Origin of the sequence: Leptolyngbya sp. FACHB-60 (genome assembly GCF_014695775.1) — a bacterium.
In the GTDB taxonomy this organism is placed as follows: domain Bacteria; phylum Cyanobacteriota; class Cyanobacteriia; order Phormidesmidales; family Phormidesmidaceae; genus Nodosilinea.
The window spans coordinates 131,903-153,754 of sequence record NZ_JACJOX010000028.1 but is presented as its reverse complement, the minus strand read 5'-3'; the positions used below and the strand labels follow the sequence as shown (position 1 = coordinate 153,754).

Genomic DNA, 21,852 nt, shown 5'->3' with positions numbered 1-21,852 from the left:
CGTGAGGATCATGAGGGCTGTTGGGACAAGCTTCATTCCAGAGACGCTCCCTACGTACTTCTTGCAGAATTTGGAGATTTGACCTATCGCTAAAAAACAGAAAGCCATTGTCAACCGCGACATTAGAGACCCTGAGGTTTTACTGATCACTCAGACTGGCGAAAATTTGGGCGTTACCGACACCAGAGAGGCCCTCAGAATGGCCAAAGAGAGCAAGCTCGATCTGGTGGTCGTCTCTCCCAGTGAAGATGGCCTCTCCGTGGCTAAAATCATGGACTACGGCAAGCTTCAGTATCAGCAGAATAAGCGCCAGAAACAGACTTCTCGCCCCTCCGTCAAAGAGGTCAAGTTTCGCCCCAATATTGGCGAATCTGACTATACCTTGCGCATCAACCGAGCCACTGAGTGGTTAAGTAAAGGGGATTCGGTCAAGTTTTTAGTGCGGCTGCGGGGACGAGAACACCAGCACCGCGATCGCGCCACCGATCTGCTGAACCGGGTGGTAGAAGACCTGAACAATGCCGGTAAGGTGCAATCCCTTGACCACCGTGCCCTCACCCTATTCCTATCGCCGTCGTAGCCTGTCGGCACAGTCTACCAAAGAAAAGCAGGGGCCGTTCGACCCCTGTTTTTGTGTTGAAGGACTGTTTCAATAGCTAAACTTAGTATCCCCAGATGGGCCTGCTCACAAGCGCCAGGGCGATCGCAAACCGCCACCCACCCGGCTACTTACCGCTCCAGTGAATCACGCGCTTTTCGCCCAGCAAAAACAGCACGTTGAGCGCGTAGCCCAGCAGCCCGGTAATCAAAATCGACGCGTACATGTCCTGCACATTTAGCACCTGCTGGGCATCGATAATCCGTTTGCCCAAGCCCTGCTCGGTGCCAATAAACATTTCCGCCACGATCACAATCACCAGCGCAATGCTGATGCCGCTGCGCAGGCCGATAAAGGTCTGCGGCAGGCTCTCCATCACCAGCACGTCTTTGAACACCTGCCAGCGGTTGGCCCCCATTACCTTGGCCGCCAAAATGCGCGACTGGCGAGCATTCAACACCCCGTAGGCGCTGTTAAACACAATCAGCAGCAGGGCGCTGAAGGCGGCAATAATCACCTTCGAAAAATCGCTCACCCCAAAGAACAGAATGAACATGGGAATCAGCGCGCTGGCCGGGGTCGAGCGAAAGAAGTCGATCAAAAATTCGACGCTGCGGTAAAGCTTTTCAGAACTGCCCAGCAGCACCCCCAGGGGTACGCCCACTACCGCCGCCAGCAAAAAGGCGCTAAAGGTGCGCACCACGCTAGCGAAAAAGTCGATGAACATATCCCCAGTGGTCATAGCGGTGATCAGGGCGCCGAGGGTAGCCCAAGGGGTGGGCAGCAACACCGGGTTGACCCAACCCGACACGGCGATTAGCCACCAGAGGCCAAACATCACCCCCACCCCCACCAGGGGCAACAATCGATCCAGGTTTTGCAGGAATGGGCGGCCCGCAGTGCGGCGCTGGGGCTTTGAGAGGGTAGCGGTCATTTGCGCATCTCCTGGCGAAAGATATCTAAGCAGTGGCGGCTGGTTTCAATGAACTCTGGCGACGATAGGGTATCAAGGGTGCGGGGGCGCGGAGCGGTGAACGACACCATTTCCACTAAGCGGGTAGGGCGCTTGCTGAGCAGCAGCACCGTGTCAGCCAGAAACACTGCCTCTTCCAGGTTGTGCACCACCATAAACATGGGAATTTTGGTGGTCTCAAAAATTTCCTGGAGCTTGTCGCGCACAAACAGCGTGGTTTCAAAATCCAGCGCCGAGAAGGGCTCGTCGAGAAACAACACCTCTGGGTCAGCGACCAGCGCCCGTAGGATGGAAATTAGCTGCTGCTGCCCGCCCGAAAAGCTATAGGGGTAGCGCTTCAGATCGAGCTGAATATTGAAGGTTTGAATCAGGGTTTCGACGCGATCGCGGCACTCTGCCTCGGGCACCCCCTTCACCCGCAGCGGGTAGGCAATGTTGTCGAAGGCGCTAAGCCAGGGCAGCATCGCCTCCCGGTAGTTCTGAAACACGTAGCCAATCCGGGCGCGGCGAATCGGCTTGTCGTGGATCAGAATTTCCCCAGAGTCGAAGGGTGTGAGGCCACTGATCATGTTGATCAGCGTCGATTTGCCGCAGCCATTGGGGCCAAAAACCGACACTAGCTGGTTGCTGGCCAGATCAAGGTTGAAGTTATCGTATAGAACGGCATTGCCAAAGGATTTGCACAGCCCCTTGACCGAGACAAAGTGCTCTGGCGGCGCGATCGCTTGAGTGGGTTGAGTATCGAGCATCATGGGCGGTCTTCCCGATTGCTGAAGAGTTTAAGTTGCTCTAAATCTTCTGTAGGCTGGTGAGTTACGCAGGTTTGTACATCAGCGCAGCCACATCGATGGGGCGCGAGAAAATTTCTTTCTCGGTCATAAAGTCAAAGTATTTTTGGAAGTAGGCGATGTCTTCAGGGGTGAACTCGTCGTACATGGTGTAGCCCACCAAAGGCACCTTTTCCACCAGTTGGCCCTCAATGGCGGTATAGCCGGTGAGGTACTGGCGCACTTCATCGGGGTTGTCGCGAATGTTTTGCACAGCACGGCGATAGGCCTCGGCGTAGGCAGCTGTGGTCTCGGGATACTGCTCGACGAACTTGCTGCTCAGGGCAGCAGACCCCCCAAACCACGGGGCTTTGGCGTCGCCCAAAATGTACTTCGACACGACGCCATTTTCGAGCACGCGGGTAATGCCTTTGACGGCCCCGACGGTGCCGGTCGGCTCTAGGGTGTAGGCGGCGTCAATTTGTCCTGACTCGATCGCCGCCACGTGCTGGCTAATCTCCAGCTGCTGCACCTTGGGGTCAGCCACCCCGGCAGCGCTGAGGATGGCCTCTGCGATCGCCAAATTCTGCGCCCCCGGCCCTGTGGCAAAGGCTTTGCCGTTGAGATCTTGAATCGTTTTAATATCGCTATCCTGCCTCACAATCACCTGGTCGAGAACATAATCAACGTTGCTAGGGTTAGAGGTCAGGATTTTAAATAGCCCTGGTGACGTAATTTCGGCCAGGCCCAACGCCCCGCTGGCAACACCATTGCCCGTACCCTGCAACCGTCCGGCAATTAGTGCCTCAGCTACCTGGTTGGGGTTGGCAAACCTGACTGCTTCCACCTCTAAACCCGCTGCTTGAAAGTAGCCTTTCTCAACGGCCACAAACAACGGCAGCCCTGAGGCTACCGGCCAAAAACCGATCGCAATTTTACCTGGAGATTCGCTGCCGTCTCCCTGAGTAACCTTTGGCTGGGGCTGGCTACAGGCATGGGCGGTTATGGCCAACCCTGCCCCGACGCTGAGCTGAAGAAAATGTCGCCTACGAATATTCACCATGGTTTCCACAAACTCCTAAAATTGCGATACGATTGCATCAACGGATACAGAAAATAAGTAAAACTTTCTGATTCAGGAAATAACGTAGTGCCCAAATCGTTAGGACTTGGGAACTGAATTTACAGACCTAGCGGGAAGGTTTTAAGGATTAATTGGTGAAGGAATCGGGGAGAATGTGGGCGATTCCTTACAACAATAATTCTTATTAAAAAACCCAGAGGTTTTGAAAACCCCTAGGTTCTAGCTATGGTGAATTCTTGAGTAGACCTTGCCTCGGGCGTAGCCAACCCGAAGGCTTTATGGCGATCGCCCTCTACTCGATCGCCCTTAGCCGATACCCCAGCCCGTGCACCGTCTCAATCACATCCTTGGGGGCTCCGGCGGCCCTGAGTTTGGCGCGCAGGTTTTTGATGTAGGTTTTGATTGTGTCTTCGCTAGGGGCTTCTTGCCAAGTCCAAATGTGCTCGACGATCGCACTGCGGCTCAGCACCCGCCGCCCGTAGCGCAGCAGCGCCTCCATCAGGGCAAATTCCTTGGGGGTGAGGTGAATGGGGGTGTGGCTGTAGCTGACCTCATAGGTGCTGGGGTCCAGGCTGAGGGCACCCCAGCTCAGCACTGGGACAAAACTGGTCTGGCCCCGCCGCAACAGGGCACGCACCTGAGCCAGCAGTTCCTCTAGGTGAAAGGGTTTGACCATGTAGGCATCGGCCCCGGCATCAAGGCCCATGACCTTGTCGGAGCTGGTGTCGCGAGCGGTGAGCATGAGCACGGGAGTGGTGAAGCCGCGATCGCGCATCCGCCGACACAGCCCCATGCCGTCGAGCTTGGGCAGAGTGACATCCAACAAAATCAGGTCGTAGGCGATCGCGCTAACCTGGTTCCAGCCGGCTTCGCCATCGCGGGCAAAGTCAACGATGTAGCGATGGGCCAGCAAAATTTCGGCCAGGGAGTCGGCCAGGTGTCCGTCATCTTCTATCAGCAAAATACGCATGGGGTTAGTTATGGGGCCTCAAAGACTCAACCGCCCCCAGGGGTATGCTGCCCCAGTACTTCGCCCTCAATTGTTATCTACGACACAAAGAATCACCTGTCTTTGCCACTTAGATAGCGGCGTTAGCCAGAAGCGAAGACAGGCGTAATCCACTGACAGGACGCCGTGAAGCCGTGGACTATTCCTTTGAATCTACGGTGCTGGTGCGCTCAAACCCAAGCTGAATCAGGGTGTCTACCAGTTCCTCAAAGCTTACGCCACTGGCCGCCCACATCATTGGGTACATGCTGGTGGCGGTGAATCCGGGTAGGGTATTGATCTCGTTGATCAGCACGTCCCCAGTCGCCTCTACATAGAAAAAATCGACTCGCGAGATGCCAGCGGCATCCACCGCCTGGAATGCCGTAATTGCCATCTCCTGAATGCGGCGGGCGATCGCTTCGGGCACCTGGGCCGGAATGGTGTGCTGCGACTGGCCGCTGGTGTATTTGGTCTCGTAGTCGTAAAAATCGCTTTGGAAGGTAATTTCGCCCAGCACCGAGGCTCTGGGGTTGTCGTTGCCCAGCACAGCGCACTCTACCTCGCGGGCGACCACCCCGGTTTCGACAATGATGCGGCGATCGTAGCTGGCGGCATTGTCGAGGGCGGCCTCTAGCTCTTTGCGGTTGGTGGCTTTGGCAATGCCCACCGACGAGCCCAGGTTGGCGGGTTTAACAAAGCAGGGGTAGCCCAGCTCGATTTCAATGCGATCGCACAGCTTCGGAAACACGCAGGGGTTAGACCACACCTCCGCTCGGCTCACCGCCAGGTACTTTACTTGGGGCAGCCCGACCTGGGCAAAAGCCGTTTTCATGGCAATTTTATCCATGCCCAGCGCCGAGCCCAACACCCCAGCACCGACGTAGGGCTGCTGCATTAGGGTCAAGAGACCCTGCACCGTGCCGTCTTCGCCGTTGGGGCCATGCAGCACTGGGAACCAGATATCAATATCGGCTATCTGATCAAACTGAGGCAGGCGATCGCGGGCGGTGGCCGCCGAAGCTTCCGGCATTTCCTGGGGAGGCACACCAGCGGTCAGGACTGACGCAGCGATGGCACCAGCTAGCCAAACGCCGTCTTTGCGAATGTAGACCGGCAGCACAGTATATTTTTGGGCATTGCTGCCGCTGGCCAGAGCGCGGGCGATCGCCTGGGCCGAGCGAATCGACACCTCATGCTCCCCAGAGCAGCCACCAAACAATAGCCCTACCGTTATTGCCATGTGAACCTCACCATCGCGCCAATTGCGGATAGGGTATCACAGCAGCGCTGCTGGATAACCAGCCCCTAACTTTAGGCAAAAAAAAGCCCTAGGATCCCTCCAGGTATCCTAGGGCTAACAATCAGGGTGCATCTACCTTTCTCTAATACGAATGAGATAGCTTCCATCCGGACAATTGCCAAAAAGTTTGGCTCGCCCCAGGGCCTTCAACCGCTATCGTCCGATGGGCCTGCCGGTACGCTCAGCTCGATTAAGTTGCCATCGGGGTCGCGAATGTAGATTGACAGCAGCATTCCCGTGGCCCCAGTACGCTGCACTGGCCCAGCAATAATAAGCACTCCGCTGGTCCGGAGGTGATCCACGGCGGCATCCAGGGAGCCGGTCATAAGAAAACACAGATCCGCTGAACCAGGTGTGGGTATTTGGGCGTGGGGGGCAAAGGACGCTCCGGCCTGGTGCAGGTTAATTTTCTGCTGGCCGTAGCGCAGGGCCTGGCGATCGTCGCCAAAGGTCACCGCTGTCATGCCCAGCACAGTCTGATAAAACTCGCGGGTGCGGGAGATATCGCCCACGGTGAGCACCAGATGGTCGAGTGCGGCAATCTGAATCATGGGCGAACCCCGGCTGATTTAACTATCATTAGCGTTTAAATCGGTGAGGCCTGCGGCCAGTGGGTCGTCACGGTGCATAATGCCATTGATATATGGTGTGGCAGAGTGAGCGGTGAAATACTTTTTTCTTTCAGATGGTTGGGTGACGGGCCGGGTATGGGAGTTTGGTGGCCTATGGAATGAACTAGGTTGGCAGCGCAAGCCCCATATACGCCGCCTCAACCTGTCAATTCAAGAGCAGGGAGAGACCCTGTGGCTTTACCAAGTCGAAGAAACCGTGCTGATGATCGAGGTTAAACCCGAGGGCGTGACTAGCGAACCGATTGGCCAAGTGGTGCTCAAGCGATTGATTACAGCTGAACAGGTGATCGAGCGCCTGTGCGCCGCCGCGGGTTAAGCACCAGACGTTCTCTGGGGTGCTTAGCCCTAATGGAGATAGCCTTTGGCCAGTAGACCAGGCTCGTCCTTAGACTTTTCTTGCCGCCCCCCCAATGTAGCGTCCTAATCCTCCTAGACTGGAATTGGTGAGCGGCATCCACAGCCCTTTTGGGCCAGACGTAGTGGGAGATGCTCCGAGTCACACTGGGTTGGGTTACACCACGTATTTAAGGACATAGAGCGTTGGCAGTTCTAGCAATTGTGCTGCTGTTGGTGGCGGCGTATCTCTTGGGCTCGATTCCTACTGGCTATCTGGTGGCCAAGGGGGTCAAGGGCATTGATATTCGGCAGTATGGCTCGGGGGGCACGGGGGCGACTAACGTGCTGAGAACTGTAGGCAAAGGCGCGGCGATCGCCGTTCTCATCATCGACCTGCTCAAGGGGCTGATGGCGGTGCTGCTGGTAGCGCTAATCTGGCCCCAGGTGGCGGCTCTGGCTGCCCTCGATGCTCTCTGGCAGCCGTGGGTGGCGGTTGGGGCCGGGCTGTTAGCCCTGGTGGGCCACAGCAAATCGGTGTGGATTAACTTTAGCGGCGGCAAATCGGTGGCTTCGGGATTGGGAGTGCTGATTGGTCTAGCCTGGCCGGTGGCCGTGGGGGCGGCGATCGCCTTTGCCCTGGCCCTGGCCCTGAGCCGCATTGTGTCGCTGAGTTCGATAGTGGCGGCGATCGCGGCGAGCCTGCTCATGGTCATCACTGGCCAGCCCTTGCCCTACGCCGTGCTAGGCGCGCTGGGAGCGCTCTACGTGATTTTGCGCCACCGCAGCAATATCGATCGCCTACTAGCTGGTACCGAACCGCGTTTAGGTCAGCAGTCCTCCGATCAAAGTGGCTAACCCAGCCAAAAAATCCCCAGGAGCAGACTCGGTTAGAAGTTGCGTCTGGGGATTCTTTACAGGGAGTCAGAGAGTTGACGAGGTTGGGTCAAACGCTAGCATCAGCGTCTGACCCACTAACTAATCTTAGAGAGTCAGGCCAGGGGGCAGAATGACCTGGTCAATGGCGTGGATGACGCCGTTGCTGGCTTGAATGTCGGGAGTAACCACCATGGCCTCGTTGACCATAACCTCACCAGTGGCATCGTCCACCTGGATGGAGACCGGAGTGCCAGCGGCAGTGGGCAGTTCACCCGTGGTGACTTCAGCGGCGGGCACTTCATCCTGAAGCACGTGGTAGGTCAAAACCTGACGCAGCAGATCCTGATTTTCAGGCAGCAGCAGTTCGTCTAGGGTGCCTTCGGGCAGGGCTTCAAAAGCTTCGTTGGTGGGGGCAAACACGGTCATAGGGCCAGAGGCACTGAGGGTCTCGGTCAAATCAGCGGCCTCAATCGCTTCCACCAAAATGCTGAAATCTTCGTCACTGGCGGCCACATCAACTACGGTGTCGCCTTCAGCCATGGAATCAGTCCCGACTGCGGGCTCTTCGGTGGCCATGGGGTCTTGTCCAGGGGTGGCTTCCGTCTCAACGGTAGGCTCAGACGCACCACAGGCCGCTAGCAGCGCTGCAGCGCCCACGCTGGCCAAACCAACCATCCACTGCTTTGTCTTGGAGGAACGCATAATAGCCATAAAAACAATCCTTACGCTCAAAGTTGCATGCACAGAAGTGCGAAATCGGGGGCGAATAATCACGCCTCAAGGGGCACGCCTCATGAGAACGATATTATTAAAGCGCTTCGTCAAAACACTTAACGTACCTTAACGATCGCTATTGATCGCTTCCTCTACCGCAGGGTAGAACCCTAGGTTGCCGATCGCTGCCAAAAAAAAATCTCCGCCAGAAAACCTGGTTCGAGAGCCGGGCTGGGCCTGAGACACTATTCTCCTGAGGCGGCGTCTGAGCCAAGGTTGGCTTCTTTATCAAACCGCTGCTGGCGCTGCTGCTGTAGGGCCAATAAAATTTGCTGATGGCGATCGCGAGTAATCGGGTAGCGGTAGCAAAACCACAGCCCCCCGGTTAGCAGCAGTGCCGGTAGCGGGCCAATCAGCAGGCGAATGGCGGTGAGCGCAGCAGCGGGCTGGGGGTTAGCGTTGGCGGCGTAGCCGGTCCAGCTCAGCAGTTGACCAGAGACAAACAGCGCCAGGGCCAACCCCAGCTTTTGCAAAAACACCAGGGCGCTGAAGTACAGCCCTTCCCGGCGCAGGCCGGTGTTGAGTTCATCGAGATCAATCACATCGGGCAGCATGGCAAAGGGCACCATGTAGAGGGTCGCTACCCCAATGCCCGCAATTACCCCCAGGGTATACATCCAGATCACCTGTCCTGGCTGCACCGTGGCCAGGCCGCCTAGGGCGATCGCCGCCAAAGGCGCTCCTAGCAAGAATACCGTTCGCTTGCCCGTGCGCTTGGCCACCCAATCCCATCCCCAGAGCATGGCGATCGCGGTTCCCTGCACTGCCAGAGCCATCTGGGCAAAGTGAGTCGCCGGCAAGCCCATCCAAGCGCCGACGAAATAGGGCAGCATGGCGGCGGTCACCTGCACACTCATCCAACCGCAGAGGTAGAGGCCCAAAACCTGGCGAAACGCACCGTTGCGAAATACGGTGCGCAGCTGGTTGAGCAGCGCCGGGGGAGCCACATCGCCCGTCAGCGAGGGGCGGCCCTGCTGCACCTGCCAGTAGCGTCGGTAGGTACCCGCCACGCAGATGCCGATTACGCCCAGGGCCAAGCTGGCTGACAGCATTCCCAACAGCGCGTACTGGCGGGCCGGGTCGGCTACCCGCGCAAATACAATCTGGGCCATCACCAGGGCCAAAATGCTGGCCCCAATGCTAAACGCCGACTTCATGCCAATCAGGTCAGTGCGCTCGTCGTAGTCGTCGGCCAGCTCCGCCGCCAAGGCCGTGTAGGGTAGCTGCACCGCCGTAAAGGCCGCAAAAGCAAAAATTGACAGCACAATATAGTAGACAAACACCCCCATCTGGGTTGAGAAAGGCGGCACCACCCACAGCAGCACCGAGCAGATCGCCAGCGGAATTACCCCGCCCAACATCCAGGGAAAGCGGCGACCCAGGGGTGACTGGGTGCAATCGCTCAGCCAGCCAATGATCGGGTCGTTGATGGCATCCCACACGCGGCCAAACAGCAGCACTGAGCCTGCCAGCGCCGGGCTCAGCCCCGCCACGGAGGTAAAAAAATACAGCACAAAAAACGCTGACATGCTGGCGGGCACCGCTGCCGCTAGCTCGCCCACGCCGTAGAACACTTTGACCGAAAAAGGCAGAGGCGATAGCTTAGCCAACGAACGGAACTCCAGATCAACAGAGCAATATCATGTCATAGGTTCAACTGGGATGGCGGTTTTTAAGGTGGTCGGGGCGATCGAGCAACGCGATAAGATAGCGGCGATATCGTTTAGCGGGTGATAGAGCCACCATGACAACCCAGACAAAGGTTGCGGCGGCGCTGCTGGTCATAGGGCTGGCCAGTGCCTGCGATCGCCAACCCCCAACCGCCAACCCCTCGGCCCCCCTCAATACCCCTCTCGCTGAAGGCCCGCCGCCGCCCCCTGAAGGTGCCTTCTTAGCTCAAATGTCGCCCACCCAAACTAGCCAGCTCACCAGTCTAGGGGTTGAGGTGGTGGTGCCAGGGCAGGTGCCGCCGTCCTTTGCGATCGCAGAAATGCGAGTTGACTCCAGCAATACAGGCCCCGGTTATCTGGTGGTCTACCAAAACGACCGTAGCCAGTGCTTTGCCGTCGAGTTTGCCGCCGAGGGCATTGGCGACTCCCCCGCCACCGAAAGCCGCACCCCCATTCAGCCGCCGCTGTTTGGTGACCAGGGCTACGGTCTCAACTATGGCCCCTATACCGATGCCAATCTGCGGGCCCAGTTCCCTGACTCCAACCTATTCACCGACTGGATGTTGGGATCTTCTGGCGCTTACCGCCTGGTTGGGGCGACCTACATTGGCGACCTGTTTGAGTCGCTCCAGACCTGTGAAGACGTCAGCCCCGAGGAAGCCGTGGCCCTAGCTGAATCATTCACGGTGCTGACCGCCGAGCCGATGGCTGATCCCCCCAGCAGCACCCCTTAAAGATACTGAGTCGGCGGCTTGAGCCCGCGACTGCGGCAGAGTTACTTCCCGCGTCAGATCCGGTTCCGGTATCGTGCGAGAATAAACCTTAATAAATGGCATTCTTAGATTAGGACCTTTGGCATGGCCGAGATTCAATTTTCCCGTGGTATTGCAGAACCCGTCATTCCCGATGTGCGCCTCACTCGCGCCAAGGATGGCTCAGACGGCACTGCTACCTTCTATTTCGACCACCCCCAGGCGCTCTCCCAGCAGGATGGAGTTGAAATCACCGGCATGTATCTGGTAGACGAAGAAGGTGAGATGTCGAGCCGCGATGTCAACGGCAAATTTGTCAACGGCGAACCAGCGGGCATTGAGGCCACCTACGTGATGAAGAGCGAAGCCGAGTGGGATCGCTTTATGCGGTTTATGAACCGCTACGCCGAGCAAAACGGGTTGGGCTTTACCAAAAGCTAGGTACGACTCTAGCCATGGCCCATCCCCCGGCATTAGGCAGACCGGTGCGCTGTGCGGTAGTTACCGTGAGCGACACCCGCACCGTCGAGAGCGATCGCAGCGGGCAACTCCTGCAAACCTTGCTGGCCGAGGCAGGCCACCAGGTGATCGACTATCGCATCATCCCCGACGAGCCGCAGCAGATTTGCCCGCTGTGCGAGACCCTGGCCGCGCAGGTTGACTGCATCATTCTCACCGGGGGGACGGGCATTGCCCCTCGCGACACTACCTACGATGCGATCGCCGCCCTGCTAGAGAAAACCCTGCCGGGGTTTGGGGAAATCTTTCGCCATCTCAGCTTTCAAGAAATTGGTTCTCGCGCCATGGCCTCCCGCGCTGTGGCCGGGGTGTACCAATCCACCCTAATTTTCTCGCTACCGGGGTCTAGCAAGGCGGTGACCCTGGCGATGGAGGCACTCATTTTGCCAGAGTTGCCTCACCTGGTTAGCCTGATGCAAAGCTAAATTTGCCATTAAACTCTTCACGCGATTGTCTCTTCACCGCACTATGACCTCGGCGACTTCGACTCAGTGGGCGCGTTTACTCAAAAACCAGGGCACCTGGGTCGGGTCATTTACCCAGGTGTCGCCGACGGGGGAAATTTTGCAAGACACGCCCTCGGAGGTGGCGCTGATTCCGCTTAACGAGGGCAACACGATGCGCCAGGAGATTCGCAAGCGCCCCCTCGGCCAGCCTCCCAGCGAAACGGTATTGGAATACAGCTCCCTCGGGCGGGGCGTGCTGTTTTGTGAAACTGGTGCCTTTTCTCAAGGGTCGATTCAGCGTAGCCCGGTGAGCGAGTTTGGGGCCGAGCTGGGCCTGATCCACGGTAGCAATCGCCTGCGCGTAGCCCAAATTTTTCCTCGTCAGCCCACCCTCGGCAGTCTGACGCTGATCCGAGAGCATTTGGCCGGCACCGAACCCACCCCTCGCCCCGCGCTCACAGTGGATCAGCTGCTCGGCACCTGGGTGGGGGAGGCCACCACGGTATTCCCTGACTGGCAGCCCCAGCAGTCAATGGCGACCCGGCTAGAGATTCAGCGGGAGAGCGATCGCGTGATTACCCAAACTCTCACCTTTGGCAACAGTCCAGCTATCCAGTCCCAGGGCCAGCTGGTGGGCTCGACCTTGCGATTTGAGCAGGGTAGCCAGCCTGTTACAGTCTTACTCTTACCGGCAGGGGCTTCGGCCACTTTTCCCACCGAGATTCAGTCGGGGCAGCCGCTGTTTTTAGAAGCGGGTTGGCTAATTACGCCGACTCTGCGGCAGCGGCTAATTCGCACCTACAATGCCCAGGGCACTTGGGAAAGTCTGACCCTGGTGACTGAGCAAAAACTATAGCCATCCCGACAGGGATTGTCCTGGTAGCTTTCTCCTCTAGGGACACTTTGAGAACGGCTCCGCCCAAGCCTTACAGTAGGTGAGCCTGGGTCAGGACAGCCTAAAGTACCAGGATCCGAGCCTGTCAGGCACTTTTTTCATTTTTCGCTTTTCTAGCTTCGCTCTTTTCCTATGGCAAAAACCCGGTTTCTCGCCTCAAGACAGCCCTTTCACTCGGTAGCCAATGTCGCGGCGATAGTACATGCCCTCAAAGCAAATTTTGTCGATCGCCTCGTAGGCATTGGCGATCGCCGCCTCAAAGGTTTCGCCCAGACCCGTCACCCCCAGCACGCGGCCGCCATCGGCGACAATGCTGTTGCCCCGGCGGCGCGTGCCCGCGTGAAACACCAGCGCTCCGGTGGCGGCCGCTTCTTCAAAGCCAACAATTTCCATGCCCTTAGGGAATTTGTCGGGGTAGCCCTCGGCGGCCACCACCACACAGGCGGCGGCTTCCGGCTTCCATTGCAGCTTTAGGGTGTCGAGCCGCCCTTCGATACAGGCTAGCATCACTTCTTCCAGCGGGGTTTCGAGCAGGGGCAGCACGGCTTGGGTCTCGGGGTCGCCCAATCGGCAGTTAAACTCCACCACTTTGGGTTCGCCCTGGGGGGTAATCATCAGCCCGGCGTAGAGAATGCCGCGATAGTCGATGCCTCGATCGCGCAGGGTGGCGATCGCCGGTTCTAGTACCTCCTTTTGCACCCGCTCCATAATGGCAGGGGTCACCACCGGGGTAGGGGCATAGGCTCCCATGCCGCCAGTATTAGGGCCAGTGTCGCCCTCGCCAATCGCCTTGTGGTCTTGGGCAGGCACCAGGGGGCGAATGGACTTCCCATCGGTGATGGCCAGCACCGAAGCCTCCTGGCCGGTCATAAATTCTTCGATCACTACCTGGTGGCCAGCGGCCCCAAACTTGCCGCTAAACGCATCCTTGACGGCTTGAATCGCCTCGTCTAAGGTGTGGGCCACGGTGACGCCTTTGCCTGCCGCTAGCCCGTCGGCCTTCACCACAATGGGGGCACCCTGCTGCTCTAGGTAGGAGAGGGCAGCCGCTTCTGCTTCAAAGACCTCGGCTTTAGCGGTGGGAATACCCGCCTCAACCATCAGCGCCTTGGCCCAGGCCTTGCTGGCCTCGATCTGCGCCCCCGCTTGGCAGGGGCCAAACACCTTGAGCCCCTGCTCTTGCAGATAGTCAGTAATGCCCTCGGCTAGGGGCTGCTCGGGGCCGACCACGACCAGCTCTAGGTTGTTGACTAGGGCAAAGCGAGCGATGCCCTCAAAGTCGGTGGGGGCCATAGCCAGATTGCGGCAGTGGGGCAGGGTAGCAGTGCCACCATTGCCCGGCACGCAGACCACCTCGGTGATTTTGGGCGATCGCAGCAGCGACCAGGCCAGGGTATGTTCACGGCCACCGCTGCCGACCACAAGAGCTTTCACAGGCAATTTTCCAAAAATGCGAACCTTATTTTCCCACGTTGCCACCGTAAATGGATGGCGGCTTTACTCAGGGTGGATAGATGCTACTGAAATGGCCTAGATCCTAGATCGCTGGGGCGTTCGTCCGTTCTCTAGCCCCCTCTTTTGCAACCCTGGCCCCATCCTACTCCGTGTTCAGGCTCAGGCTCAGCGGCTGAGCAACTAGATCAGCATCTAGGCTAAAGGTTTCTGGCGGTAGTGAAATCTGCCGAGGCAGCGTGACTACAAAGGTCGTCCCCTGCCCCTGCTTGCTATTAACGACAATGGTGCCGCCCATGATGCCGACCAACGACTGGACAATGGCCAGCCCCAACCCGGTGCCAGGGCGTTGGCGACGAATGGTTTGGTCGACCTGGCGAAAGGCCTCAAAAATGTGGGGCAGCTGCTCTTCGGCAATGCCAATGCCGGTATCGGCGACGGTGAGAGAAATTTGATCAGAGGCGGTCTCGGTGAGGGTGACGTGTACCTGACCGCGATCGGTAAACTTGATAGCGTTAGATACCAGGTTGGTGAGCACCTGGCGTAGCCGGTGTTCGTCGTTCGTCACTACTGGGTTGTTGAGCTGGAGGGTGCTCTTTAGGGTGAGGGCTTTGCCGTCAGCCAGCGATCGCAAATCTAACAACGTAGTCTGCACCAGATTGTGGAGATTGACCTGGGTCAGGTTCAGCGTCAATCGCTGGGCCTCTAGCTTAGACAGGTCAAGAATGTCGTTCACCAGGTTGAGCAGGTTCTTGCCATTGGTGAAAATGCGCCTGATCATCTCGGCCTGATGGGAGGTTAGAGGCCCCTTCGACTGGCTGTCGAGAATCTGCGAAAACCCCAAAATGGCGTTTAGCGGTGTGCGCAGCTCGTGGGACATGGTGGCCAAAAACTCAGACTTGACCCGGTAGGCCTCTAGCAGCTTGAGGTTTTGGTCTTCAATGTAGCGACGCTGGCGCTCTAGTTCTTCGTTCTGCTGGGTGAGCAGCTTATTGGTCTGCTGGAGCTGGGCCATGACTTTAGCTTCTCGTCGCTCCACTTCGTACATGCGCAGGGCGTTACGCAACAGCAGGGCTAGGCGATCGGGCGACACCCGAGTTTTGATGAGGTAGTCGCTAGCACCAGCCTTCATCAAGTCGACGGCAATTTGTTCGTCGCCCTGGCCAGTCAGCACCACCAGCGGAATGGTTACACCCTCGGCCCGCCACTGACGGATCAGCGATAGGCCGTCTTGCTCGGGCAGGCGGTAGTCTAGAAAAACGCAGTCGTAGGTGCGACTTTTGAGGCTGGCGATCGCCTGCTCAGCACTGGTCACCTCAGTGACTTCAACTCGTAAATCAGCGCGAGCTAGAGCCCGGCAGATGGCCATGCGATCGACAGCATCGTCATCCACTAACAGAATTTCTAGCGCTTTGCCCATCCGCTCAATACCTACCTCTGCTACCCACGGCGGATTCCAACAAGTCTGGTTATGGAATTTCACACAGCGCCCAGTACTGGTTGAGGGCCGCCACTACATCTGCAAAGGTAGCAAAAGCAACTGGTTTTAGAATATAGCCTGCTACATTTAATCGATAGGCTTCGAGGCGATCTTGGTCGGCGTCAGAGGTAGTCAGCACAACGACTGGCGTAGACTTTAGCGATTCATCCTGGCGAAGCTCCTGGAGAAACTCTAGCCCGTTCATCTTGGGCATATTGATGTCGAGCAGCACCAAACGGCGATGCTCTGGCATCGACGGTGGCTCAGAGTCGCTACCGCGCAGCATATCGAGTGCCGCCAGCCCATTGCTAGCGATATAGAGAGGATTCTCGATGCGGTTGCGTTTAAAGGCTCGCTGAACGTTCATTACATCTACCTCGTCGTCTTCGACGAGTAGAACGTTGACGGTACGCTTTGCCATAGCATGCTCCTGCGACGACAGCAGAGGCTCGATCGCATCAGCAGTGGCATCAGGGCGTGCCCTTAACGGGTTGATACCAGGGGCGATCTGCGGCCTTGCTCTTGCACAATAGGTTGACAGTAGATGTTGGCCTAAATCCAGCCTCCTTCAGGTGCAATTGTAGGAACTGGCGAGATGTTTTCTATCTGCCCAAAGGCTGAACCCGCCTAGGGAGAGCTTAGAACCTGAATCTGCGGCATTTGGGCCGTCAGCGCCTGGGGATGAACCCCCGCCCGATGGGCCGCCAGTAGCCCCACTGCCTCCAGGTAAGACGACACCCGCACCGCCGGGATACTGAGGGCTTCGGGGCTGACATTTAGGGCGGTGGAGTTGGCTTCGACGGCGATCGCCAGCGATCGCCACCCCAGGCTCAGCAGGGCACTGCCCCCGCAGGCGCTGGCGGGCACTACAATGGCGTCGACCTGGTCGGCCCAGAGGGTGGGGCTGGATTGTCCCCCAAGGTAGCCCAGGGCTGGCTCTGTCAAGAACTGCGGCGCTCGGCTCAACCCCGCCAGCACACAGGGCAAAAACGTGTAGCCCAGTTCCTCAGCGGCAGATTTGGGCGAGATCGACGGATCTAGCGGCAGCGGGCTGAGAGCTGGGGCGTGGGCGCAGGGCACTTGCAGAGTGCGCACCACCAGATGGCTGATCACCGCCTCGGCCCCCGCCAATGGGTCGACGCCGTGGCCTTGGCGATAGTCTTGCAGCGTCTCAGCATCGGTGTCTTCGGGAAAACGGGCGACAACGGCGATCGCATTAGCTCCAGCGGCGATCGCCCGCTCTGCCGCCCGTAGCAAACTGTCAGGCCGCTGAATCGTGCCCCAGGTCGCTCCCGAAGCCGCCGTCCGCAGCTCTACCCCCAGGGGTGCATCGGTAACGACGTAGTCAGTCAAATCTAAGCCCAGGGTGGCCCGAGCGGCATCCGCCGCTTGCAGGTGTCGCCAGCGCAGGTCATCCTCGATCGCCGCATCTAGCACTAGGCCAATACGGTTGCGGTGTACTGGGCGCAGCCCCCAGCGTCCAGCGGCAAACTGGTCTAGCCCATAGCCCTCGACATAGCAGGCGTTGGGCAGCGGCCAGTAGAGCTGAGCCCCATTCATCACGTTGGGGTGGGTAATCAGAGTGTCAACCACCGAGGCGATCGCCCGCGCCACCGGCAGCGCATCCCCCGCGTAGCCCCCCACCGCTGCCCCAATGCCCGTGGGCACTACCAGCACCGCAGTGTAGGGACGACGACTCGGATTGGCATTCATAGCAGCTCAGAATTGACGTGCGTCGTCACCACGGCTTCGACGGTGGCGGTTTGGGTGGCAGAGTTCACCTGGGTAATCGCCCAGCGCAGAGGTTCGCCCTGCTCAGCCAGGGCCGATTCGATCGCCCCAACCAGGTCTTCCTGAGCCTCTCCCAGATTGATATCCAAAATAATAAAGTGAGTGGCCAATGCCATCGTCTACCCACAAAAAGAGTAATTTCTGTTCGGCGTAGGGTGAGCATCGCCCACCGCTAGAGCGTCGCAAAGACTGGACAACCCTAGTCGAGATGGGATACCTGTCTGCCAAAAATCACCCAATGGTGGGCATTGCCCACCATTGGGTCTAACCCTGGCCAAACTGCTTTTGGTAGACGACATCTTCCTTCTCAGTCTCTAGCTTGATATCCGATCGCGGGAAGGCGACGCACAACAACGCGTAGCCATCGGCCTGAAGCTCGGTGCTCACCCCCATGCCTTCACTCTGATCGACCTCGCCCTCCAGCACCAGGGCCGCACAGGTCGTGCACACCCCCGCCCCACAGGAAGTAGGCAGGTCTAGCCCCACCGCTTGGGCCGCCGCCAAAATAGTCTGGTCTTCCGGAACAGTGATGGTCTGAGTGGTGCCCTGGTGGTGAATTTCGACGGAGTAGCTAGTGGCCATAGCGAGTTGACGGAAGTTTAGGTGAGTAATTGTTTAGAGGACAGTAGCCAATCCAGGTCAGAGACTTAAGTTTTCCTACCAGCAAAACTCAACCTTTAGACTGGGCCTTGGCCGATCGCAATCCAAATCTCAACCTATCATCCCACCGGAAAAGTGCGGTCAAATTCTTCTAGCAGATCGTCCATTTCCTCGATCGCCTGGTTGACATCAATGCGCAGGGTGCCCAGATCAGGCTGCTCTAGCAGCTGAATCAGCGCCTCTCGCTTAGAGCGAATGGTGGCAATGCGATCGCGAATCATTTGCAGTTCCATAGCGTCCCCCTAGAGATGTCCTCCGACAGCATAAACAAATTTGTAGCGGGGTGCATCGGGCAGGGGTAGGTAGGGAGTGCGTTAGGTAGCTGACGCACTCCCTACCTACCCTTCTCATCCACAAGGCGGCATGATAGTCAGAGGTAATCTTTCCACCGAGGGTTCTATGCTGGGGCGAATTAAGTTAGGGCGAATCAACCTGAGTCTGGTGCTGCTGGCGGTGGGCGGGGTGCTCACCATCGTCGGATTCGTTGCCTACTTTCAAGACAATTCCACCCTCAACCTGGTCGGTTTCTTCTACGGCATTCCTGTGCTCTTGGGTGGGTTAGCGCTGCGGGCCGCTGAGCTAGAGCCGGTGTCCTATACCCAGCCCACCTCGCCTGAGGTGCTCAAGCTACGCGAGGAGCAGGCCACCTCCACCCAAAACCAGGTGCGCCTCGACGTCACCCGCTACCGCTACGGCCAGGAAGCCCATCTCGATGTCGCTCTACAAAAGCTGGGGCTGAGCCCCTCGGGGCAAGAGTGTCCTGAACTCAGCGGCCTGCATGAGACTGAAATCGACGGTAACTATACCCTGGTACTGGAGTTTGACTCGTCTATGGTGCCTTTCTCTACCTGGGTAGAAAAGAAAGCCAAAATAGAATCTTTCTTTGGCCCTAACGTGCGCGCTGAGCTCAGCCAGCCCACTGAAGACCAGGTGAATCTGGCGTTGGTGACTTTGCTAGAGCCTGCTCCCGCTCCGGTGGAGGCCTGAGCGTTAATCAGTGGATGCTTGGGTGGATAGATTTTGTTGTTCAGTAGCTGTTTTATGACGGGTCGCCCTTCTCTAGCCCAGTCCAACGGGCGCAAGCTTCTCAGGCATACGGTATTGGCCCTGCGCCGCCTGGTGTTAGTCGCTGTGCTGTGGGGCTTAACCGCCTGTGGCACGACGACGCTCCAGGTCAGCACTGAGTATCAAACGGTGAACCCCAGTGCCGACGGCATTGGCCGTGTTTACCTAGGCCGAGAAATTGCCCAGACCATGGGCCACCAGGGTGCTGGCTGGCTCGATCGCCCCAGTCGAGTGCTGCAAGAACGACCCCAGGCGGCGATCGCTGCCCTCGACCTCTCCCCCACCGATGTCGTTGCTGATGTGGGCGCTGGCACCGGCTATTTCGCCCGTCGCATTGCTCCTCTTGTGCCACAAGGAAAGGTGCTAGCCGTAGATATTCAGCCCGAAATGCTGGACATGCTTCAGGCCGAGCTAGCGGCTAAGGGCATCGAGAATGTAGAGCCGGTGCTGGGGCAGCCTGACAATCCCAATCTGCCGCCTAACTCTGTTGACCTAGCAATAATGGTCGATGCCTACCACGAATTTGCCCACCCCCGCGAGGTGATGGAGGGGGTTGTGGCGGCCCTCAAGCCCGGTGGGCGGGTCGTGCTGGCCGAGTACAAAGCCGAAAACCCCATGGTCATGATCAAGCGGTTGCACAAGATGAGCGTGGCCCAGGTGCGCCGCGAAATGGCCGCCGTAGGCCTCAATTGGGTCAAGACCGATGACCGCCTACCCGAGCAGCATCTGCTGTTTTTTCAGAAGCCGGCTTAAGCAGCCCGTGTGAGACAATTAATTATTATTGATAAATAGAGATCCAAGGATATTGACCCATGCTGAAGCGTCTGGCCACGGTGCTTTTGATTGTTTTCGCTGTCACCCTCCAGGGCTGTGCGGGTGGCAGCGGTGGTCTTCAGGCCTACGCCGACCAATATTCGGGCTACGAGTTTATGTACCCCACCGGCTGGGTTGAGGTCAAAGTGCCCGGCGCTGCCGAGATCGTCTTTCACGACATCATCCACGAGACCGAAAACATCAGCGTGGTGATCAGCGAAGTGCCCGAGGGTAAAGACCTCGATGCCCTGGGTACCCCCACCGAAGTGGGCTACAAACTCTCTAAAAGCTTCAGCGCCCTAGCAGGAGACGACAGCAACGTCGATTTGCTCAGCGCCCAGCGCATCGACACAGTGGATGACAAAACCTACTACATTTTAGAGTATCTAGCCGATCTGCCTGCTGGGCCGCGCCACAATTTGGCCAGCGCTATTGTGCGCCGAGGCAAGCTCTACACCTTCAACGCCTCCACTGACGAAGGCCGGTGGGACAAAGTTCGAGATCTGATGAAGCAGTCGGTAGCATCGTTTAAGGTGTCCTAGATATCAAGCCTTTAGGTGCTGAGTTTCGAGGATAGCCCTCGGGTCATCTGAGTCAAGACCTGGAGACTCAGTGTCTGGAGATGGAAAACTTTTCACTTGGGCAGATGCAGCCTAGCTTCACCGAATCTCCACCCCATTGCTGTAGAGGTTTCACGCTGAGTCCATCCCCTAGCTAAGAAAGCAGAGGAATTTTGACGGCAAACCTTCTAGCATAAAAATCTCTATGCCGAAGCAATCCTTCTCACCTGCCTTCAACTTCAGCTATGCCCACTTCTTCTCGACCCCAGTTTGTTCTCGCTTCGGCTTCAAAGGCCCGTCGCGTTCTGTTAGTGGGTGCAGGCATTCATCCCTTCGTGTATCCCAGCAATTTTGACGAAGACCAGGTGAAAGTTACCGATCCGCCCACCTATGTGGCCACGCTGGCCCGCTGCAAGGCGGAGGTAGTTGCCCCCCTGTTTCCCAGCGCCCTGGTGATGGGGTGCGATTCGGTAATGGCCTTTGGCGGTCAGATCTATGGCAAACCAGCGAATAAGAACGATGCGATCGCCCGCTGGCAGGCCATGCGGGGTCAGATGGGCGAAATTCACACCGGCCATGCCCTGATCGCCCCCGGTGGCCGCATGCTTGTGCATAGTGCAGTTACCCGAGTCTACTTTGCCAATATTGACGACGCTACCATTGCCGCCTACGTCAACACCGGCGAACCTCTAGACTGTGCCGGAGCTTTTTCTAGCGATGGTAAAGGGGCGCTGATGATTGAGAAAATTGAGGGATGCCACAGCAACGTCATTGGCCTGAGTCTGCCGCTGCTGCGCTCTATGCTTGAGGAACTCGGCTATCGGGCAACAGAGTTCTGGTAGGGTTCTTTTTCCGATATCATGAAGGAATGCTCAAAATTGGTGACTGTAGCTGGCCAAGCGCCGTCGAAGTCAAAATTCTGTAACATTTCCCTTCTGACTTTGATCGGGGGACGATGGCCAAAATTGAGCGACCTTATGCTGGGGCTTGAGTCAGATATTCGTCTCGATGGGGTCGCAGGGTGATAAGGTTTTTTGTTGTCGATTAATTAATCTGTACAAAGAGGCGTTGGAGAACCATGAGCGCAGAGACTTTTGAAAAGGTCAAAAAGATTGTCAGCGAGCAGCTAGGGGTTGAAGAGGCTGACGTCAAGCCCGAAGCTAGCTTCGCCAACGACCTGGGCGCCGATTCTCTCGATACTGTAGAGCTGGTGATGGCTCTAGAAGAAGAATTTGGCATCGAAATTCCCGACGAAGCGGCAGAGGGTATTGCCACCGTGCAGGATGCCGTTAACTTCATCGAAGAAAAAGCCGCCTAGGCCATTCCCCATCCCAGCCATCGGCCTGGGAATAGGACAATGCCTGTACCTACAGACATGGGGGGAAACCGAGGGGTGCCCCCCGTGATCTTCGTTCTAT

The 21,852-nt window shown here is 57.6% G+C and carries 27 protein-coding genes; 12 read left to right on the top strand and 15 right to left on the bottom strand.

From position 1 onward, the window contains the following. The first annotated feature begins 85 nt into the window (after positions 1–85). Positions 86–580 carry a translation initiation factor IF-3 gene (gene infC / locus H6F57_RS11860; protein ID WP_347279970.1) on the top strand — a complete coding sequence of 165 codons (495 nt, stop codon included), beginning with the start codon at positions 86–88 and terminating at the stop codon, positions 578–580. A gap of 145 nt (positions 581–725) precedes the next feature. Here the strand turns inward: infC and H6F57_RS11855 are convergent, their stop codons facing one another. The 6 genes from H6F57_RS11855 to H6F57_RS11830 all read right to left on the bottom strand — a co-directional run bounded on the left by H6F57_RS11855 (position 726) and on the right by H6F57_RS11830 (position 6,261). Further along, on the bottom strand, positions 726–1,436 hold the full coding sequence (locus tag H6F57_RS11855; RefSeq protein WP_347279969.1) for an ABC transporter permease: 711 nt from the start codon (positions 1,434–1,436) through the stop codon (positions 726–728). A gap of 92 nt (positions 1,437–1,528) precedes the next feature. Beyond that, positions 1,529–2,323, bottom strand: a complete 795-nt coding sequence (locus H6F57_RS11850; protein WP_190629706.1) for an ABC transporter ATP-binding protein — start codon at positions 2,321–2,323, stop codon at positions 1,529–1,531. A 61-nt stretch (positions 2,324–2,384) separates the two neighbouring features. Beyond that, positions 2,385–3,401: an ABC transporter substrate-binding protein gene (locus tag H6F57_RS11845; protein ID WP_190629707.1), complete on the bottom strand. Its 1,017-nt coding sequence runs from the start codon at positions 3,399–3,401 to the stop codon at positions 2,385–2,387. A 313-nt stretch (positions 3,402–3,714) separates the two neighbouring features. Further along, the gene (locus H6F57_RS11840; protein ID WP_190629709.1) at positions 3,715–4,392 is read right to left on the bottom strand and encodes a response regulator transcription factor; all 678 of its coding nucleotides are present in this window, start codon (positions 4,390–4,392) and stop codon (positions 3,715–3,717) included. A 178-nt stretch (positions 4,393–4,570) separates the two neighbouring features. Beyond that, positions 4,571–5,653: a D-alanine--D-alanine ligase family protein gene (locus H6F57_RS11835; protein WP_190629711.1), complete on the bottom strand. Its 1,083-nt coding sequence runs from the start codon at positions 5,651–5,653 to the stop codon at positions 4,571–4,573. A gap of 206 nt (positions 5,654–5,859) precedes the next feature. After that, the gene (locus tag H6F57_RS11830) at positions 5,860–6,261 is read right to left on the bottom strand and encodes a VOC family protein (RefSeq protein ID WP_347279968.1); all 402 of its coding nucleotides are present in this window, start codon (positions 6,259–6,261) and stop codon (positions 5,860–5,862) included. Between the two features lie 115 nt (positions 6,262–6,376). Here H6F57_RS11830 and H6F57_RS11825 point away from each other — a divergent pair, with 115 nt between their 5' ends. Next, positions 6,377–6,661: a hypothetical protein gene (locus H6F57_RS11825; protein WP_190629715.1), complete on the top strand. Its 285-nt coding sequence runs from the start codon at positions 6,377–6,379 to the stop codon at positions 6,659–6,661. Positions 6,662–6,885: 224 nt separating this feature from the next. Then, positions 6,886–7,536 (top strand): glycerol-3-phosphate 1-O-acyltransferase PlsY, encoded by a 651-nt coding sequence (gene plsY / locus H6F57_RS11820; RefSeq protein WP_190629717.1) that lies wholly within the window; start codon positions 6,886–6,888, stop codon positions 7,534–7,536. Positions 7,537–7,662: 126 nt separating this feature from the next. Here the strand turns inward: plsY and H6F57_RS11815 are convergent, their stop codons facing one another. Continuing rightward, positions 7,663–8,268, bottom strand: coding sequence for a fasciclin domain-containing protein (locus H6F57_RS11815; RefSeq protein ID WP_199294728.1), 606 nt, complete (start codon positions 8,266–8,268; stop codon positions 7,663–7,665). 248 nt (positions 8,269–8,516) lie between these two features. Beyond that, entirely contained in the window at positions 8,517–9,941 is a 1,425-nt protein-coding gene (locus tag H6F57_RS11810; protein ID WP_242024978.1) for an MFS transporter, read from the bottom strand. Between the two features lie 134 nt (positions 9,942–10,075). On the opposite strand from H6F57_RS11810, the gene H6F57_RS11805 reads away from it, so the two are divergent. The 4 genes from H6F57_RS11805 (at position 10,076) to H6F57_RS11790 (ending at position 12,574) form a co-directional block, all read left to right on the top strand. Then, positions 10,076–10,735, top strand: coding sequence for a hypothetical protein (locus H6F57_RS11805; protein ID WP_190629719.1), 660 nt, complete (start codon positions 10,076–10,078; stop codon positions 10,733–10,735). A gap of 123 nt (positions 10,736–10,858) precedes the next feature. Then, entirely contained in the window at positions 10,859–11,194 is a 336-nt protein-coding gene (gene psb28, locus H6F57_RS11800) for a photosystem II reaction center protein Psb28 (protein ID WP_190629721.1), read from the top strand. A 14-nt stretch (positions 11,195–11,208) separates the two neighbouring features. Then, positions 11,209–11,697 (top strand): molybdenum cofactor biosynthesis protein B, encoded by a 489-nt coding sequence (locus H6F57_RS11795; RefSeq protein WP_190629723.1) that lies wholly within the window; start codon positions 11,209–11,211, stop codon positions 11,695–11,697. A 43-nt stretch (positions 11,698–11,740) separates the two neighbouring features. Then, positions 11,741–12,574, top strand: coding sequence for a DUF3598 family protein (locus tag H6F57_RS11790; protein ID WP_190629725.1), 834 nt, complete (start codon positions 11,741–11,743; stop codon positions 12,572–12,574). A gap of 195 nt (positions 12,575–12,769) precedes the next feature. Here the strand turns inward: H6F57_RS11790 and purD are convergent, their stop codons facing one another. The 7 genes from purD to H6F57_RS11755 all read right to left on the bottom strand — a co-directional run bounded on the left by purD (position 12,770) and on the right by H6F57_RS11755 (position 18,229). After that, positions 12,770–14,047 (bottom strand): phosphoribosylamine--glycine ligase, encoded by a 1,278-nt coding sequence (purD, locus tag H6F57_RS11785; RefSeq protein ID WP_190629727.1) that lies wholly within the window; start codon positions 14,045–14,047, stop codon positions 12,770–12,772. 163 nt (positions 14,048–14,210) lie between these two features. Further along, positions 14,211–15,485 carry a hybrid sensor histidine kinase/response regulator gene (locus tag H6F57_RS11780; protein WP_190629729.1) on the bottom strand — a complete coding sequence of 425 codons (1,275 nt, stop codon included), beginning with the start codon at positions 15,483–15,485 and terminating at the stop codon, positions 14,211–14,213. A 49-nt stretch (positions 15,486–15,534) separates the two neighbouring features. Beyond that, positions 15,535–15,966 (bottom strand): response regulator, encoded by a 432-nt coding sequence (locus H6F57_RS11775; protein WP_190629730.1) that lies wholly within the window; start codon positions 15,964–15,966, stop codon positions 15,535–15,537. A gap of 206 nt (positions 15,967–16,172) precedes the next feature. Further along, entirely contained in the window at positions 16,173–17,258 is a 1,086-nt protein-coding gene (locus H6F57_RS11770; RefSeq protein WP_190629732.1) for a DUF3326 domain-containing protein, read from the bottom strand. Then, positions 17,255–17,446, bottom strand: coding sequence for a hypothetical protein (locus tag H6F57_RS11765; protein WP_190629949.1), 192 nt, complete (start codon positions 17,444–17,446; stop codon positions 17,255–17,257). Before H6F57_RS11765 ends, H6F57_RS11770 begins: the two co-directional genes overlap by 4 nt. 154 nt (positions 17,447–17,600) lie before the next feature. Next, complete coding sequence (locus tag H6F57_RS11760; protein ID WP_190629734.1) at positions 17,601–17,918, bottom strand: 2Fe-2S iron-sulfur cluster-binding protein; 318 nt, start codon at positions 17,916–17,918, stop codon at positions 17,601–17,603. A 137-nt stretch (positions 17,919–18,055) separates the two neighbouring features. Continuing rightward, on the bottom strand, positions 18,056–18,229 hold the full coding sequence (locus H6F57_RS11755; RefSeq protein ID WP_190629736.1) for a hypothetical protein: 174 nt from the start codon (positions 18,227–18,229) through the stop codon (positions 18,056–18,058). A 166-nt stretch (positions 18,230–18,395) separates the two neighbouring features. Here H6F57_RS11755 and H6F57_RS11750 point away from each other — a divergent pair, with 166 nt between their 5' ends. From H6F57_RS11750 to acpP, 5 genes are all read left to right on the top strand, one after another. Beyond that, positions 18,396–18,983, top strand: a complete 588-nt coding sequence (locus tag H6F57_RS11750) for a DUF2854 domain-containing protein (protein ID WP_190629737.1) — start codon at positions 18,396–18,398, stop codon at positions 18,981–18,983. Between the two features lie 54 nt (positions 18,984–19,037). Next, a complete protein-coding gene (locus H6F57_RS11745; protein ID WP_190629739.1) occupies positions 19,038–19,814 on the top strand; it encodes a methyltransferase in 777 nt (258 codons plus the stop codon). Between the two features lie 59 nt (positions 19,815–19,873). Continuing rightward, positions 19,874–20,416 carry a photosystem II reaction center PsbP gene (psbP, locus tag H6F57_RS11740; RefSeq protein WP_190629741.1) on the top strand — a complete coding sequence of 181 codons (543 nt, stop codon included), beginning with the start codon at positions 19,874–19,876 and terminating at the stop codon, positions 20,414–20,416. A gap of 263 nt (positions 20,417–20,679) precedes the next feature. Next, positions 20,680–21,276, top strand: a complete 597-nt coding sequence (locus H6F57_RS11735; RefSeq protein ID WP_190629743.1) for a nucleoside triphosphate pyrophosphatase — start codon at positions 20,680–20,682, stop codon at positions 21,274–21,276. Between the two features lie 236 nt (positions 21,277–21,512). After that, complete coding sequence (gene acpP / locus H6F57_RS11730; protein WP_190629746.1) at positions 21,513–21,752, top strand: acyl carrier protein; 240 nt, start codon at positions 21,513–21,515, stop codon at positions 21,750–21,752. Positions 21,753–21,852: the final 100 nt, after the last annotated feature.

Bases quoted from the DNA above. Each gene is read 5' to 3' on its own strand.
- H6F57_RS11735 (WP_190629743.1), top strand. From the start codon at position 20,680: ATGCCCACTTCTTCTCGACCCCAGTTTGTTCTCGCTTCGGCTTCAAAG.
- psb28 (WP_190629721.1), top strand. From the start codon at position 10,859: ATGGCCGAGATTCAATTTTCCCGTGGTATTGCAGAACCCGTCATTCCC.
- H6F57_RS11840 (WP_190629709.1), bottom strand. From the start codon at position 4,392: ATGCGTATTTTGCTGATAGAAGATGACGGACACCTGGCCGACTCCCTG.
- H6F57_RS11755 (WP_190629736.1), bottom strand. From the start codon at position 18,229: ATGGAACTGCAAATGATTCGCGATCGCATTGCCACCATTCGCTCTAAG.
- H6F57_RS11775 (WP_190629730.1), bottom strand. From the start codon at position 15,966: ATGGCAAAGCGTACCGTCAACGTTCTACTCGTCGAAGACGACGAGGTA.
- H6F57_RS11835 (WP_190629711.1), bottom strand. From the start codon at position 5,653: ATGGCAATAACGGTAGGGCTATTGTTTGGTGGCTGCTCTGGGGAGCAT.
- H6F57_RS11815 (WP_199294728.1), bottom strand. From the start codon at position 8,268: ATGGCTATTATGCGTTCCTCCAAGACAAAGCAGTGGATGGTTGGTTTG.
- H6F57_RS11750 (WP_190629737.1), top strand. From the start codon at position 18,396: ATGCTGGGGCGAATTAAGTTAGGGCGAATCAACCTGAGTCTGGTGCTG.
- H6F57_RS11845 (WP_190629707.1), bottom strand. From the start codon at position 3,401: ATGGTGAATATTCGTAGGCGACATTTTCTTCAGCTCAGCGTCGGGGCA.
- H6F57_RS11780 (WP_190629729.1), bottom strand. From the start codon at position 15,485: ATGGGCAAAGCGCTAGAAATTCTGTTAGTGGATGACGATGCTGTCGAT.
- H6F57_RS11770 (WP_190629732.1), bottom strand. From the start codon at position 17,258: ATGAATGCCAATCCGAGTCGTCGTCCCTACACTGCGGTGCTGGTAGTG.
- H6F57_RS11745 (WP_190629739.1), top strand. From the start codon at position 19,038: ATGACGGGTCGCCCTTCTCTAGCCCAGTCCAACGGGCGCAAGCTTCTC.
- acpP (WP_190629746.1), top strand. From the start codon at position 21,513: ATGAGCGCAGAGACTTTTGAAAAGGTCAAAAAGATTGTCAGCGAGCAG.
- H6F57_RS11850 (WP_190629706.1), bottom strand. From the start codon at position 2,323: ATGATGCTCGATACTCAACCCACTCAAGCGATCGCGCCGCCAGAGCAC.
- H6F57_RS11760 (WP_190629734.1), bottom strand. From the start codon at position 17,918: ATGGCCACTAGCTACTCCGTCGAAATTCACCACCAGGGCACCACTCAG.
- H6F57_RS11790 (WP_190629725.1), top strand. From the start codon at position 11,741: ATGACCTCGGCGACTTCGACTCAGTGGGCGCGTTTACTCAAAAACCAG.
- psbP (WP_190629741.1), top strand. From the start codon at position 19,874: ATGCTGAAGCGTCTGGCCACGGTGCTTTTGATTGTTTTCGCTGTCACC.
- H6F57_RS11795 (WP_190629723.1), top strand. From the start codon at position 11,209: ATGGCCCATCCCCCGGCATTAGGCAGACCGGTGCGCTGTGCGGTAGTT.
- H6F57_RS11805 (WP_190629719.1), top strand. From the start codon at position 10,076: ATGACAACCCAGACAAAGGTTGCGGCGGCGCTGCTGGTCATAGGGCTG.
- H6F57_RS11855 (WP_347279969.1), bottom strand. From the start codon at position 1,436: ATGTTTGGCCTCTGGTGGCTAATCGCCGTGTCGGGTTGGGTCAACCCG.